The sequence below is a fragment of the Halopseudomonas sp. genome (assembly GCF_036961105.1).
In the GTDB taxonomy this organism is placed as follows: domain Bacteria; phylum Pseudomonadota; class Gammaproteobacteria; order Pseudomonadales; family Pseudomonadaceae; genus Halopseudomonas.
Genome location: NZ_JBALWW010000002.1, coordinates 125232 through 138292, shown reverse-complemented (window position 1 = coordinate 138292; position 13061 = coordinate 125232). Strand labels below are relative to the sequence as shown.

Annotated in this window: 14 protein-coding genes and 2 tRNA genes; 8 read left to right on the top strand and 8 right to left on the bottom strand. The window is 58.3% G+C overall.

All coding sequences use genetic code 11. From position 1 onward, the window contains the following. Positions 1–50 precede the first annotated feature (50 nt). The 6 genes from V7756_RS03465 to V7756_RS03440 form a co-directional block, all read right to left on the bottom strand. The gene (locus tag V7756_RS03465; RefSeq protein WP_335608762.1) at positions 51–467 is read right to left on the bottom strand and encodes a GFA family protein; all 417 of its coding nucleotides are present in this window, start codon (positions 465–467) and stop codon (positions 51–53) included. A 14-nt stretch (positions 468–481) separates the two neighbouring features. Next, a complete protein-coding gene (locus V7756_RS03460; RefSeq protein WP_335608761.1) occupies positions 482–1177 on the bottom strand; it encodes an aspartate/glutamate racemase family protein in 696 nt (231 codons plus the stop codon). Between the two features lie 126 nt (positions 1178–1303). Beyond that, positions 1304–1540, bottom strand: coding sequence for a hypothetical protein (locus V7756_RS03455; RefSeq protein WP_335608760.1), 237 nt, complete (start codon positions 1538–1540; stop codon positions 1304–1306). Positions 1541–1715: 175 nt separating this feature from the next. Beyond that, positions 1716–2501 (bottom strand): 3-methyl-2-oxobutanoate hydroxymethyltransferase, encoded by a 786-nt coding sequence (gene panB / locus V7756_RS03450; RefSeq protein ID WP_335608759.1) that lies wholly within the window; start codon positions 2499–2501, stop codon positions 1716–1718. 211 nt (positions 2502–2712) lie between these two features. Beyond that, complete coding sequence (gene brnA, locus V7756_RS03445; protein ID WP_335608758.1) at positions 2713–2979, bottom strand: type II toxin-antitoxin system BrnA family antitoxin; 267 nt, start codon at positions 2977–2979, stop codon at positions 2713–2715. 79 nt (positions 2980–3058) lie between these two features. Further along, positions 3059–3232, bottom strand: a complete 174-nt coding sequence (locus V7756_RS03440) for a BrnT family toxin (protein WP_335608757.1) — start codon at positions 3230–3232, stop codon at positions 3059–3061. A gap of 293 nt (positions 3233–3525) precedes the next feature. Between V7756_RS03440 and rarD the strand changes: the two genes are divergently transcribed. After that, on the top strand, positions 3526–4437 hold the full coding sequence (gene rarD, locus V7756_RS03435) for an EamA family transporter RarD (protein WP_335608756.1): 912 nt from the start codon (positions 3526–3528) through the stop codon (positions 4435–4437). Positions 4438–4716: 279 nt separating this feature from the next. Here rarD and V7756_RS03430 read toward each other — a convergent pair. Together V7756_RS03430 and V7756_RS03425 are read right to left on the bottom strand one after the other, a co-directional pair. Next, a tRNA-Asn gene (locus V7756_RS03430) sits at positions 4717–4792 on the bottom strand. A 67-nt stretch (positions 4793–4859) separates the two neighbouring features. After that, the gene (locus tag V7756_RS03425) at positions 4860–6062 is read right to left on the bottom strand and encodes an amino acid aminotransferase (protein ID WP_335608755.1); all 1203 of its coding nucleotides are present in this window, start codon (positions 6060–6062) and stop codon (positions 4860–4862) included. Between the two features lie 349 nt (positions 6063–6411). Here V7756_RS03425 and uvrB point away from each other — a divergent pair, with 349 nt between their 5' ends. From uvrB to pheS, 7 genes are all read left to right on the top strand, one after another. Beyond that, on the top strand, positions 6412–8430 hold the full coding sequence (gene uvrB / locus V7756_RS03420; protein WP_335608754.1) for an excinuclease ABC subunit UvrB: 2019 nt from the start codon (positions 6412–6414) through the stop codon (positions 8428–8430). 144 nt (positions 8431–8574) lie between these two features. Then, positions 8575–8651: transfer RNA gene (locus V7756_RS03415), tRNA-Val, on the top strand. 180 nt (positions 8652–8831) lie between these two features. Next, positions 8832–10757: a threonine--tRNA ligase gene (gene thrS, locus V7756_RS03410; protein ID WP_335608753.1), complete on the top strand. Its 1926-nt coding sequence runs from the start codon at positions 8832–8834 to the stop codon at positions 10755–10757. Beyond that, positions 10754–11305 carry a translation initiation factor IF-3 gene (gene infC / locus V7756_RS03405; protein ID WP_233049867.1) on the top strand — a complete coding sequence of 184 codons (552 nt, stop codon included), beginning with the start codon at positions 10754–10756 and terminating at the stop codon, positions 11303–11305. The genes thrS and infC overlap by 4 nt, the downstream gene beginning before the upstream one ends. A gap of 61 nt (positions 11306–11366) precedes the next feature. Beyond that, positions 11367–11561, top strand: coding sequence for a 50S ribosomal protein L35 (rpmI, locus tag V7756_RS03400; RefSeq protein ID WP_083727856.1), 195 nt, complete (start codon positions 11367–11369; stop codon positions 11559–11561). 32 nt (positions 11562–11593) lie between these two features. Beyond that, positions 11594–11950: a 50S ribosomal protein L20 gene (gene rplT, locus V7756_RS03395; protein WP_083727855.1), complete on the top strand. Its 357-nt coding sequence runs from the start codon at positions 11594–11596 to the stop codon at positions 11948–11950. Positions 11951–12055: 105 nt separating this feature from the next. Then, on the top strand, positions 12056–13060 hold the full coding sequence (gene pheS, locus V7756_RS03390) for a phenylalanine--tRNA ligase subunit alpha (protein WP_335608752.1): 1005 nt from the start codon (positions 12056–12058) through the stop codon (positions 13058–13060). Position 13061 lies beyond the last annotated feature (1 nt).

Genomic DNA, 13061 nt, shown 5'->3' with positions numbered 1-13061 from the left:
AAGGGCTGGCGCGAAAAAAAAGGCCTACCAGACTGCCGTGCTGGTGCGCGCTACGGATCTTTCGGAAAAGTCTCAGCACCGTCGGGAATGGCAAACCAATCCTGCTTCTCACTTACCCACACGTGCTTGGTCGGCTGAATAACGCGGGTATCCGACAGGTTGCTGGGCTTGAGCTTGATCGTCTGCGGGATGTCGGGATTGACGTGATAGATGCGATTACCGCAGGTGCCGCAGAATGCCGCCGCGTTGGTGTTGCCGCTCTCGGCCACACGGCTCCAGTGCTGCAGGGGGCCGTGGAAGCGCAGGTCTTCGGCCTTTACCAATGCGGTAATGCTGAAGGCGCTGGTAGAGAGCTTCTGGCATTCGCGGCAATGGCAAGCGATCACCGCCTGCGGCGGGGCGAGCAACTCGTAGGTTATGCCGCCGCATTGGCAGGCGCCAGAGATGGGGTAATGGATGTCCGGCATGAGGGTTTCCTGATCTATTGGCCGGCCAGTGCCCGGCTGACGGTGGCGGCTGCGTGAATGGCGGTGGTGTCGTACAGCGGCACGCTGGTGTCGGTTTGCCTCACCAGCAGGCCGATTTCGGTACAGCCCAGGATCACAGCCTGCGCGCCACGCTCGGCCAGTGCATCAATGATCTGCAGATAACGGCTGCGCGAGGCATCGCTGACGGTACCCAGGCATAGCTCCTGGTAAATGACGCGGTGCACCTCGGCGCGTTCTGGCGCATCGGGCACCACCACCCCGATGCCTTGCGCTTCCAGACGCTCACGGTAGAACGCCTGTTCCATGGTAAAGGCGGTACCCAAAAGCCCCACTTTCTGCACGCCATGCTGTTGTAATACCCGCGCTGTGGCATCGGCGATATGCAACAGAGGAATGCTGATCTGCTGTTGTATCTCGGGCGCGACCTTGTGCATGGTGTTGGTGGCAATCACCAGAAAGTCGGCGCCGGCCGCCTGCAGCGATTGCGCGGCCTGGCCCAGAATCTGCGCCGCTGCGGCCCAGTCGCCACGCTGTTGCAGGGCTTCTATCTCGGCAAAGTCGACACTGTAGAGCACCAGCTTTGCCGAGTGCAGGCCGCCCAGATACTGCTTGATGCCCTGATTGATTGCCGCGTAATAACTTTGCGTCGATTCCCAGCTCATGCCGCCGAGCAGGCCGATGGTTTGCATGTTGTGCTCCTGTTCACGGCCCGCTTGGCCGATGCGGGCGATGCGGGCGATGCGGACAGTCTAGCGCTCAGGCGGCGCATGTGAACAGTACAGCTGGTAAGGCTTTGGCCTGCTGCCGGTTGTTTGCTACTCGCCGCCGCCGCCGCCGCTGTCGCCATCGCTGGAGTGATTGCTGTGGGAGCCGAGGTCGATTTCCTGCCCAAAGGAAATATTCGACCTGGGCCAGTAACGGCCAATCAGCCAGTTAAGCGCAGGCAGCACCAAGAAGCCGATGATGATGAGCGACACGAAACCATCGCCAGTGGGCATGAATAGCCACCAGATGAGCAGGGAAATAACGAGAGCGAACGCGAATTGAAGCATGGTTCTTCCTTGAGCCAGGAGTAAGTCGGGCCTCAGCAGCGACGGCTGATGCCCGGGTTGCAGCTTAATGTGGCCCAGCTTCAGGCAAAAATCCAGCGACAGCGTATCCGTGCTGCCGCCCGTGCGGCCAGGGCGCTGGCTGCCAGTGCGCGCCCCGCCCGCAAGAGCGCCGGTGTCAGCGCTTGCCGGTACCGGTGAACTGGATGATGTTGTTGGGGAACTCCAGGGTCTCCACCTCGGCGGTAAAGTCGCGCGCCACCTTGAGGATGGTGTCGCTCACGTGGGCGTACTGCTTGGAGAAGGGCGGCCAGTAATCGCCCAGTCCCAGCGCATCGTTGATCACCAGCACCTGGCCGTCGCACTCGGGGCCCGCGCCGATGCCGATGGTGGGGATGCTCAGTGCGCGGGTGATCTGCCCGGCAAGCGCATAGGGGATGTGCTCCAGCACCACCATGAAGGCCCCGGACGCCTCGATCAGCTGCGCTTCCTGCAGAATACGCTGCGCCTCGGCCTCGGTGCTGCCCACCTTCTTGAACGAGGTAGCGGTTTGCGGCGTCAGCCCGGTATGGCCTACTACCGCAATGCCGTTGTCCACCAGATGCCGGATTACTTCGGCTTTTGGGCCTTCCAGTTTGATGCTGTTGGCACCGGCAGCAACCAGGCGCTGCGCGCTGGCCAACGCGGTTTGCGGATCGGTATCGGTCAGGTAGGGCAGGTCACCGATGATGTGTGTGTCGCGGGCACCGCGGCGCACCGCGCCGATGTGATACTCCATGTGCTCCAGGGTCACATCACGGGTGCTTGCAAACCCCATCTCCACCATACCCACGGTATCGCCCACCAGAATCACCGGAACGCCAGCCGCCTCGATGCCACGGGCGACCGGGCAGGTGTAGGCAGTCAGCATGGTGATCGGCTTGTTGCCCTTGCGGGCAATAAAATCAGCTGCGTGCAGTGTCATGTGATGTCTCCCAATTGGCTGGAAACGACGCGGGGTCACATTGCTTAACCCTCTGCCACCGCTACAGGAGATGCGGCGGCAGGTCAGCATGCCGTGTCGTGCTGATGAAATACCAGCAAACGCGGCAGGGCTCAAGCATCATTGTTTGCAGTTATGCTGGGATGCATCGGGAATAAAGCCAGAAGCTTGCGGGCGGCGCGGTCGAGTGAGGTTACTGCGCGCGGCTAGCTCCGTCGTTATCCAGATGTTTGTTAGCGGCTTCTGCCTGGAGGCGCTCTACCAGCCAGACCTTGATGATCGACTGGCGGGTAACGCCAATGCGTCCCGCTTCCCGATCAAGGGACTCTACTACCCAGGCAGGAAAGTCGACGTTGATTCGCTTCTGCTCCTGATGGACGCGGCGGGCAGTTGAAAGATCAAGATCGTTAACAACATCCTGGCCATCGTCAAATTTCGTGTCGAATTTTTCAGCTTTCATAGAGTTCAATCTCCTTTCTGCGCGAGCGTCGTGCTGATATGACCCGGATACGCCCATTCCGATAGGTGACGACAGCGGATCAGTGTTTGTCGTCTATTTTGCCTATGAGTAAAAACCTGGGCTCGTCGTCGGATTTTGCGCGTATTTCCAGCAGGTTCGGGTCTTTCCATAATGCCTGCACCTCAGTGAAATCCACGCCATGTATGTCCCGATTGGCCCGGCTCTTCGGTGCGTCGAACTCGAACAGGTCCATGAGTAAAAACTATTCCTTTTCTACTTGTCTGGCAAGTTGGCTATTGCCGGAAGCCCCGGCGCTGCGTAATGGATGGTTGGAGATACCAAAACACGAGACGCAGCAGAACATGAACCCGGAAAGCAGGAACTGCGTGACGCTTCACAACCAGTGCTGATCAGAGGCTGATTCCCGATTTGAACGACGGCGCAATTCAGGTCGAACGCAAGATTCGATTGGCAGCCATAATCGCGCCTGTAGAATTACGCGCACTGCTAATCTGAATATTCCTTCTCCCCTGAACAGAGCACGCGATGGCCCGCAAACTTGATGAGAACAGCCAGGGCATTGCCTATGGCGCAAGTGCCTATTTGCTATGGGGCTGCTTTCCGCTGTTCTTTGCGTTGTTTGATGGTGTGCCAGCCTATGAAATATTGACGCATCGGATTGTCTGGTCCTGCGTTTTTCTCGCCCTGGTCATAACCCTGATGCGCCGCTGGGCGCCAGTGGTTCAAGCCTTGGCGCATCCCGGCCGGCTGGGCCGGGTCTTGGGCTGTGCGCTGCTGATCGGGTTGAACTGGGGCGTTTACATATACGCGGTGGAAACGCGCCACGTGCTGCAAGCCAGCCTGGGCTACTTTCTGACGCCGCTGGTGAATGTTGCCCTGGGGATGCTGGTACTGCGTGAAAGCATGGCGCGCTTGCAGGGCGTGGCGGTTGCGTTGGCAGTGGTGGGGATACTGGTGCAGTTGGTATTGCTAGGCACCATACCCTGGATATCACTGATTCTGGCGCTCAGCTTTGGCACCTATGGCCTGTTGCGCAAACAGGTGCTACTGGATGGTTTGTCCGGCCTTTTTGTCGAAACGCTGCTGCTGTTGCCGCTGGCTTTGCTGGCGCTGGCAGCACTGGCGCAGATGGAGCTGTCGCACTTTACCCGGGATTCGCGCACGCTGATGCTGCTGGTGGCCAGTGGCGTGGTGACCGCTATTCCGCTGTTGGCGTTCGCTGGCGCAGCGCGGCGGCTGCGTCTGGCGACACTCGGCTTTCTCATGTACATCAATCCGAGCATGCAGTTTCTGATTGCGGTATTCGTGTTCAAAGAGACCGTGAGCCTGGTGCAGCTGGCTAGTTTTGCGCTCATCTGGCTGGCCCTGTTGCTGTATTCCTGGTCAGCCTGGCAAAGCATGCAGAGCGCGAAAAGACGTACAGGGCTCGAAAGTTAAACAACTATCCCCAGGAAAACCCAAACGGGGTTGCCCGGGACGGCCGGGTTCCATCCCGGCCTGGGGTGGTGTGGTTGAAGCTGCTGGCCGAGATGGAACTCGGCCTGCCCAAGAGGAACAGCCAAACCGGGTAGTCTGAGACGGTCGGAATCTGGCTTTGCGACTTAACGGACATAAAAAAATCCGATACCAGCAACTGGAATCGGATTTTTCAGGAAGCCCGGCGGAGGCCCAATGCGCAAGTGAGCAGCACGATGGATCAGCCGGGGTTCTTCAACTTGGCTCCGCGACCAGGACTCGAACCTGGGACCCAATGATTAACAGTCATTTGCTCTACCAACTGAGCTATCGCGGATCGGACGCTGCGAACTTTATCAAAATAATGATTAAAGTCAACGCCTTGAAGCCAATTTCTGCTGCGCTCAGCCCTTCAGAACAGCGGCCATGGCGCTGGCAACGGCATCAATGTTGCCGGTGTTCAGCGCAGCCACACAGATACGGCCACTGCCCACGGCATAGATGCCAAACTCGTCAGCCAGGCGTGCTACCTGCTCCTTGGTGAGGCCGGAGTAAGAGAACATACCGCGCTGACGCTGGATGAAATCGACATCCGTTTGCACGCCAGCAGCCTGCAGCTTCTCGACCAACAGTCGGCGCATGTGACGGATACGGTCGCGCATCTCGGCCAGCTCCTCTTCCCACAACTGATACAGCTCGGGGGAATTGAGCACCGCCGCCACCACCTTGGCGCCGTGGGTTGGCGGGTTGGAGTAGTTGGTGCGAATCACGCGCTTGAGCTGCGACAGCACAGGTGCAGTCTCGGCCTGGTCAGCGGTCACCATGGTCAGTGCGCCAACGCGCTCGCCATACAGCGAGAACGATTTGGAAAAGGAGCTGGCGACCAGGAAGGGCAAGCCGGACTCGGCAAACAGGCGCACGGCAAAGGCGTCGTCTTCCAGGTTTTCACCAAAACCCTGGTAGGCGATATCAAGGAAGGGCACGTGCTTGCGACGGCTAACCACGTCAATCACCTTGGCCCAGTCGGCCAGACCCAGATCGACGCCGGTAGGGTTGTGGCAGCAGGCATGCAATACCACTACCGTGCCTTCGGGCAGGGCTTCGAGACCGCTGAGCATGCCCTGCAGGTCCAGGCCATTGGTGGCGGCGTCGTAGTAGGGGTAGTCGACAACCTCATAGCCGGCGGCTTCGAACAGCGAGCGGTGGTTTTCCCAGCTCGGGTTGCTGATCGCGACCAGACGTTTCTCGGTTTGACGGTACAGAAAGTCTGCACCCAGCTTGAGCGCGCCAGTGCCGCCCAGGGCTTGCGCGGTAATCAGGCGGCCAGAGTCGAGCAAAGCGGAGTGGGTGCCGAACAGCAACTTTTGCACGGCCAGGTCGTAGGGTAGCAGGCCATCAATCGGCAGATAGGCACGGGCAGCGTGCTCGGCAACGCGAGCCTCTTCAGCTTTCTGCACGGCGCGCAGCAGCGGCACCTTGCCTTCCTCGTCGCAGTAAACCCCAACGCCGAGATTGACCTTGTTGGCACGGGTGTCAGCGCCAAAGGCTTCATTCAAACCAAGGATTGGGTCACGTGGGGCCAGTTCAACCGGGGAAAACAAACTCATGATATGGGCAAACTCGATACAGGTGAATGGAGGGCTCGGGCTGTGCCATGCGCAGACTGTCAAAAGCGGCCTGCAGTACCGGGATGACCTTGAAAAGCGCTTCACAATGCATATCTACAGCGGGTAAATCTGCTTGCTCGGCGATTCGGGTCTGGTCCTGGCGGTCTCGCCTGCGTTGCTACAGCAGGGTGCGAGTGGCCGTTTATTATAGAGAAGTGATGGCAGAACTCCAATCGGCTTTCCGGGTCAGTGCTAGTGGCATCCGCCCAGCGGGGTCCGGAGCAGCCCAGGGGGTTGCCATCTGCGGTATCATGCGGCTTTGTCGCAGAACTACGGAGTACGTCCGTCGATGACTGAATTCAATCTGCAAACCCGCTTCGAGCCAGCCGGCGATCAGCCGACGGCTATCAAGCAATTGGTCGAGGGCCTGGAAGCGGGGCTGTCGCATCAGACCCTGCTGGGCGTAACCGGCTCGGGCAAGACCTTTACCATCGCCAATGTCATCCAGCAGGTGCAGCGCCCGGCCATCATCATGGCGCCCAACAAGACTCTGGCGGCGCAGCTGTACGGCGAATTTCGCGAGTTCTTTCCGCATAACTCGGTCGAGTATTTCGTCTCTTATTACGATTACTATCAGCCTGAGGCCTATGTACCGTCCTCGGATACCTTTATAGAGAAAGACGCCTCGATCAATGACCACATCGAGCAGATGCGTCTTTCCGCCACCAAGGCGCTGCTTGAGCGGCCGGACGCCATCATCGTTGCCACGGTCTCGGCCATCTACGGTCTGGGCGACCCCAAATCCTATCTGCGCATGGTGCTGCATGTGGATCGCGGTGACCATCTGGATCAGCGCACCCTGCTGCGTCGCCTGGCCGAGCTGCAGTACACCCGCAACGACATGGAGCTGGCACGTGCCAACTACCGGGTGCGCGGTGATGTGATAGACGTGTTCCCGGCAGAATCGGATCTGGAGGCCATTCGTATCGAGTTGTTTGACGATACGGTCGAAACCATCAGCTTCTTTGATCCGCTAACAGGTGAGGTTTTACGCAAGGTTCCGCGCGTAACTATCTATCCTAAAAGCCATTATGTGACGCCGCGTGAGAATTTGCTTGAGGCAGTAGAGAAGATCAAGGTGGAGTTGGGCGAGCGGCTTGAAGTGCTCAAGGAGCAGAACAAGCTGGTGGAGCTGCAGCGCCTGGAGCAGCGTACCCGCTTCGATCTCGAGATGATCATGGAGCTGGGTTATTGCAACGGCATCGAGAACTACTCGCGCTATCTGTCGGGCAGAACGCCGGGCGAGCCGCCGCCGACGCTGTTTGATTATCTGCCGCAGAATGCGCTGCTGATCATCGACGAATCCCACGTCTCGGTGCCGCAGGTTGGCGCCATGTACAAGGGTGATCGCTCGCGCAAGGAGACTCTGGTGGATTACGGCTTCCGGCTGCCCTCGGCGCTGGATAACCGCCCCATGCGCTTTGACGAGTGGGAGGCGGTGTCGCCGCAGGCGATCTTCGTCTCCGCCACGCCCGGTCCCTACGAGGCAGAACATGCAGGGCGGGTGGTCGAGCAGGTGGTACGCCCCACCGGCCTGGTCGATCCGGAGATCGAAGTGCGACCTGCCACCACCCAGGTGGATGACCTGCTGTCGGAGATCAGTCTGCGGGTGGGGAAGGGCGATCGCGTGCTGGTTACCACCCTGACCAAGCGGATGGCCGAAGACTTGACCGATTACCTGGGGGATCACGGCGTACGCGTGCGTTATCTACACTCGGATATCGACACCGTCGAGCGGGTGGAGATCATTCGCGATCTGCGAATCGGTGTTTTTGACGTGCTGGTCGGCATTAACTTGTTGCGCGAAGGTCTTGATATGCCAGAGGTTTCTCTGGTGGCTATCCTGGATGCCGACAAGGAAGGCTTCCTGCGCTCCGAGCGGTCATTGATCCAGACCATTGGCCGCGCCGCCCGTAACCTCAATGGCAAGGCCATCCTCTACGCCGACCGTATTACCGGCTCCATGGAACGCGCCATCGGCGAAACCGAGCGCCGCCGCGAGAAGCAGATTGCCTTCAACCTGGAGCACGGCATCACACCCAAGGGCGTGACCAAGAGCGTGGCCGATATTCTGGAGGGTGCGGTAGTGCCCGGCAGCCGCTCCAACAAGCGCAAGCGGCAGAAGGCGGCAGAAGATGCGGCCGAGTATAAAGCGCAGGAGCTGCGCACGCCCGCCGAGGTGGGCAAGCGTATCAAGCAGCTGGAGGAGAAGATGTATCAGTTTGCGCGCGATCTGGAATTTGAGCAGGCCGGGCAGTTGCGCGATGAAATTCAGCAACTGCGCGACCAGTTGGTCAAGCTCGGCTAAGCAATACCCCGGCTATTAAGGCAGCCACGAGCGGCGCCTGGCTGATTATTGTACAAAGCCGAGCTTTAGCCGGGTTTAATCGTATTTTTCAGTCACTTATGCTTGACAAGGTTTCGGATGCTGCGTAAAGTTCGCGGCCATTGCAGGCACATAGCTCAGTTGGTTAGAGCACCACCTTGACATGGTGGGGGTCGTTGGTTCGAATCCAATTGTGCCTACCAAATTTGAACCCGGTCCCTGTGACCGGGTTTTTTATTTATTGCGCTGTTCGGGGCGCTTCTGCAGTAGCCTGATGAGGGCTGCCGGCGATCGTGAGCCGGTATGAACTGTAGCGAGCAGTCCGAGCGGTATTTCCATCATGTGGCCTTGCGTAGGGGTCACCACTGAGCAGGAGTGGCATCATGCCTACTATTACTCTCCCTGACGGCAGTCAGCGTTCCTTCGATCATTCCGTTTCCGTTGCCGATGTAGCCCAATCCATTGGTGCTGGCCTGGCCAAAGCCACCATTGCCGGCAAGGTAGATGGCCGTCTGGTAGATGCCAGCGACCTCATCGAGCAGGACGCAACGCTGCAGATCATCACCGCCAAGGATGAAGAAGGCCTGGAGATAATCCGCCACTCCTGCGCACATTTGATCGGCCACGCCGTCAAGCAGCTGTATCCGACCGCCAAGATGGTGATCGGTCCGGTGATTGATGAAGGCTTCTACTACGATATCTCCTACGAGCGCCCCTTTACGCCCGACGACATGGCCGCCATCGAGGCACGGATGCGCGAGCTGATCGCCACCGACTACGACGTCATCAAGAAGATGACCCCGCGTGATGAAGTGATCAAGGTGTTCGCCGAGCGTGGTGAAGAGTACAAGTTGCGTCTGGTCGAAGACATGCCCGACGAGAAAGCCATGGGCCTGTACTACCACGAAGAATACGTCGACATGTGCCGCGGTCCGCACGTGCCCAATACCCGCTTCCTGAAAGCCTTCAAGCTGACCCGGATTTCCGGTGCCTACTGGCGCGGCGATGCCAAGAACGAGCAGCTGCAACGTATCTACGGCACCGCCTGGGCAGACAAGAAGCAGCTGGCTGCCTACATCCAGCGCATGGAAGAGGCGGAGAAGCGCGACCATCGCAAGATCGGCAAGCGTCTGGACCTGTTCCATACCCAGGAAGAAGCGCCGGGCATGGTGTTCTGGCATCCCAACGGCTGGTCCATTTATCAGGTGCTTGAGCAGTACATGCGCCAGATTCAGCGTGACTCCGGTTACAAGGAAATCAAGACGCCGCAGGTAGTGGATCGCGTGCTATGGGAGCGTTCCGGTCACTGGGAGCATTACTCCGCCGCGATGTTCACCACCGAGTCGGAAAGCCGCGACTACGCCATCAAGCCAATGAACTGCCCCTGCCACATCCAGGTGTTCAATCAGGGGCTGAAGAGCTACCGCGAGCTGCCGCTGCGCCTGGCCGAGTTCGGCTCCTGCCACCGCAACGAGCCATCCGGTTCGCTGCACGGCCTGATGCGCGTACGTGGCTTTACCCAGGATGACGCTCATATCTTCTGTACCGATGAGCAGGTAAAGAAGGAAGCGGCCGACTTCATCGCACTGACTTTGCAGGTTTATAAGGATTTTGGCTTTGATGATGTCGAACTGAAGCTGTCCACTCGTCCGGAAAGTCGCGTCGGTGACGATGCTCTCTGGGATCAGGCCGAACAGGGTCTGGAAGCGGCCCTGAACGAAGCCGGTCTGAAGTGGGATCTGCAACCGGGCGAGGGCGCTTTCTATGGACCCAAGATCGAATTTTCACTGCGCGACTGCATTGGCCGGGTATGGCAGTGCGGTACGCTGCAGCTCGACTTCATGCTGCCAGGCCGCCTGGGCGCGCAGTATGTCGCCGAAGATGGCGCGCGCAAAACGCCGGTCATGTTGCACCGGGCAATTCTGGGTTCCTTTGAACGATTCATCGGAATTCTGATCGAACACTACGCCGGCGACTTCCCGGCTTGGTTGGCACCGACACAGGCTGCCGTCCTGAATATTACCGATAATCAGGCAGAATATTGTGCAAATGTCGAGAAAACCCTGAATGAATTGGGTTATCGCGCCGTTGCGGACTTGAGAAACGAGAAGATCGGCTTTAAAATCCGCGAGCATACTTTGCACAAGACTCCCTACCTGTTGGTTGTAGGTGATCGGGAAGTCGAGTCGCACACCGTGGCCGTGCGCACGCGAGAGGGTAAAGATCTGGGTTCAATGACTGTAACCGAGTTCGCTGATTTCCTATCTCGCGCTGTGGCACAACGAGGCCGCCCGAATTCGGAGCAATAAAGATTAAACGCGAGATGAGACAAGACAAAAGAGCCGCACAACGCCCGCCGATTAACGAAAACATCACGGCGCGCGAAGTGCGCCTGATTGGAGCAGATGGCGAGCAGATCGGCATCGTATCCATTCAGGAAGCGCTGGCCGCAGCTGAAGAAGTCAAGCTGGACCTGGTTGAAATCTCTCCCGATGCGGCACCGCCCGTGTGCCGCATCATGGACTACGGCAAGCACATCTTCGAAAAGAAGAAGCAGCAAGCCGCAGCGCGCAAGAATCAGAAGCAGATTCAGATCAAGGAAATCAAGTTTCGTCCAGGGACGGAAGAGGGTGACTATCAGGTCAAGCTTCGCAACCTGATTCGTTTCCTCTCTGACGGGGACAAGGCCAAGGTATCCCTGCGATTCCGTGGTCGCGAAATGGCCCATCAGGAGCTGGGCATGGAGTTGTTGAAGCGGGTCGAAACCGACCTTGCTGAATACGGCACCGTGGAACAGCACCCGAAGATGGAAGGTCGTCAGCTGATGATGGTCATCGCCCCCAAAAAGAAAAAGTAATCTCCAGGGCAACGCCAGGCCTTGCGATTATTTGATGCACTTCAATTTGGAGTAACTGAACATGGCAAAGATGAAGACCAAAAGTGGCGCTGCCAAGCGCTTCAAGAAAACCGGGAACGGCATCAAGCACAAGCATGCTTTCAAGAGCCACATCCTGACCAAGATGAGCACCAAGCGTAAGCGTCAACTTCGCGGCACTTCGCAGCTGAACGCTGCTGACGTCCAAAAAGTCGAGCGCATGCTGCGTCTGCGTTAATCATCAAGGTTACAGGTTAGAGGAAGAAAGCAATGGCTCGTGTAAAACGTGGTGTCATGGCGCGCAAGCGTCACAAGAAAGTTCTCAAGCTGGCTAAAGGTTACTACGGCGCGCGTTCACGCGTGTTCCGCGTTGCCAAGCAAGCGGTTATCAAAGCTGGTCAGTACGCATATCGTGACCGCAAGCAGCGCAAGCGTCAGTTCCGCGCGCTGTGGATTGCCCGTATCAACGCTGGTGCTCGTCAGAACGGTCTGTCCTACAGCCGCCTGATCGCTGGCCTGAAAAAGGCGTCCGTCGAGATCGATCGTAAGGTTCTGGCCGATCTGGCCGTGAACGAAAAAGCGGCGTTTACCGCGATTGTCGAAAAAGCAAAGGCTAGCCTGGCTTAAGCCCTCGTTACGACAATCACCGCGCCGCAAGGCGCGGATGGCAACGTCAATGATAGGGGAAGAGCCTCAACGCTCTTCCCCTATTTTTGTTTCTGGAGTTTGTAAATGGAAAACCTTGACGCCCTGGTCTCCCAAGCCCTTGACGCTATCGAGCAGGCAGCTGATGTCAATGCGCTGGAACAGATCCGCGTGCAGTACCTAGGCAAGAAGGGCGAGCTGACTCAGGTGATGAAGACCCTGGGCAATATCCCGGCTGAAGAACGGCCCAAAGTCGGCGCCATGGTCAATGAGGCCAAAGAGCGTGTTTCCAGCGTGCTGAACAGCCGCAAGAACGATATGGAAGGCGCCGCGCTGAATGCCAAGCTGGCAGCCGAGCGCGTAGATGTAACCCTGCCAGGCCGCGGCCAGGTGAGTGGTGGCCTGCATCCGGTCACGCGCACCATGGAGCGCATCGAACAGATTTTTGCCCACGTCGGTTATACCGTCGAGGAAGGTCCGGAAGTAGAGGACGACTACCACAACTTTGAAGCCCTCAACATCCCCGGCCATCACCCGGCGCGGGCGATGCATGACACCTTCTATTTCAATGCCAACACTCTGCTGCGCACCCACACCTCTCCAGTTCAGGTGCGTACCATGGAAAGCTCTCAGCCGCCGATCCGGATCATTTGTCCTGGCCGGGTATACCGCTGCGATTCGGACCAGACCCACTCGCCCATGTTCCACCAGGTCGAAGGCCTGCTGATTGACGAGGGCGTGAGCTTTGCCGATCTGAAGGGCACCATCGAGCAGTTTCTGCGCGAGTTCTTCGAGGCTGATCTGGAAGTGCGCTTCCGTCCCTCGTTCTTCCCCTTTACCGAGCCTTCCGCTGAGGTGGATATCCGCCGCACCGTGGTCAAGAACGGTGAAGAGAAGGCCGACTGGCTGGAAGTGCTGGGCTGCGGCATGGTTCACCCGGATGTGCTGCGCATGTCCGGCATTGATCCGGAAAAATACCAGGGGTTTGCGTTTGGTATGGGCGTAGAGCGCCTGACCATGCTGCGCTACGGCGTGGGCGACCTGCGCATTTTCTTCGACAACGATCTGCGTTTTCTTGAGCAGTTTCGCTGAG

What these genes read in the sequence shown, in the direction of transcription:
- V7756_RS03465 (WP_335608762.1), bottom strand. Translation starts at nt 467, where the DNA reads ATGCCGGACATCCATTACCCCATCTCTGGCGCCTGCCAATGCGGCGGC.
- V7756_RS03460 (WP_335608761.1), bottom strand. Translation starts at nt 1,177, where the DNA reads ATGCAAACCATCGGCCTGCTCGGCGGCATGAGCTGGGAATCGACGCAA.
- V7756_RS03455 (WP_335608760.1), bottom strand. Translation starts at nt 1,540, where the DNA reads ATGCTTCAATTCGCGTTCGCTCTCGTTATTTCCCTGCTCATCTGGTGG.
- panB (WP_335608759.1), bottom strand. Translation starts at nt 2,501, where the DNA reads ATGACACTGCACGCAGCTGATTTTATTGCCCGCAAGGGCAACAAGCCG.
- brnA (WP_335608758.1), bottom strand. Translation starts at nt 2,979, where the DNA reads ATGAAAGCTGAAAAATTCGACACGAAATTTGACGATGGCCAGGATGTT.
- V7756_RS03440 (WP_335608757.1), bottom strand. Translation starts at nt 3,232, where the DNA reads ATGGACCTGTTCGAGTTCGACGCACCGAAGAGCCGGGCCAATCGGGAC.
- rarD (WP_335608756.1), top strand. Translation starts at nt 3,526, where the DNA reads ATGGCCCGCAAACTTGATGAGAACAGCCAGGGCATTGCCTATGGCGCA.
- V7756_RS03425 (WP_335608755.1), bottom strand. Translation starts at nt 6,062, where the DNA reads ATGAGTTTGTTTTCCCCGGTTGAACTGGCCCCACGTGACCCAATCCTT.
- uvrB (WP_335608754.1), top strand. Translation starts at nt 6,412, where the DNA reads ATGACTGAATTCAATCTGCAAACCCGCTTCGAGCCAGCCGGCGATCAG.
- thrS (WP_335608753.1), top strand. Translation starts at nt 8,832, where the DNA reads ATGCCTACTATTACTCTCCCTGACGGCAGTCAGCGTTCCTTCGATCAT.
- rpmI (WP_083727856.1), top strand. Translation starts at nt 11,367, where the DNA reads ATGGCAAAGATGAAGACCAAAAGTGGCGCTGCCAAGCGCTTCAAGAAA.
- rplT (WP_083727855.1), top strand. Translation starts at nt 11,594, where the DNA reads ATGGCTCGTGTAAAACGTGGTGTCATGGCGCGCAAGCGTCACAAGAAA.
- pheS (WP_335608752.1), top strand. Translation starts at nt 12,056, where the DNA reads ATGGAAAACCTTGACGCCCTGGTCTCCCAAGCCCTTGACGCTATCGAG.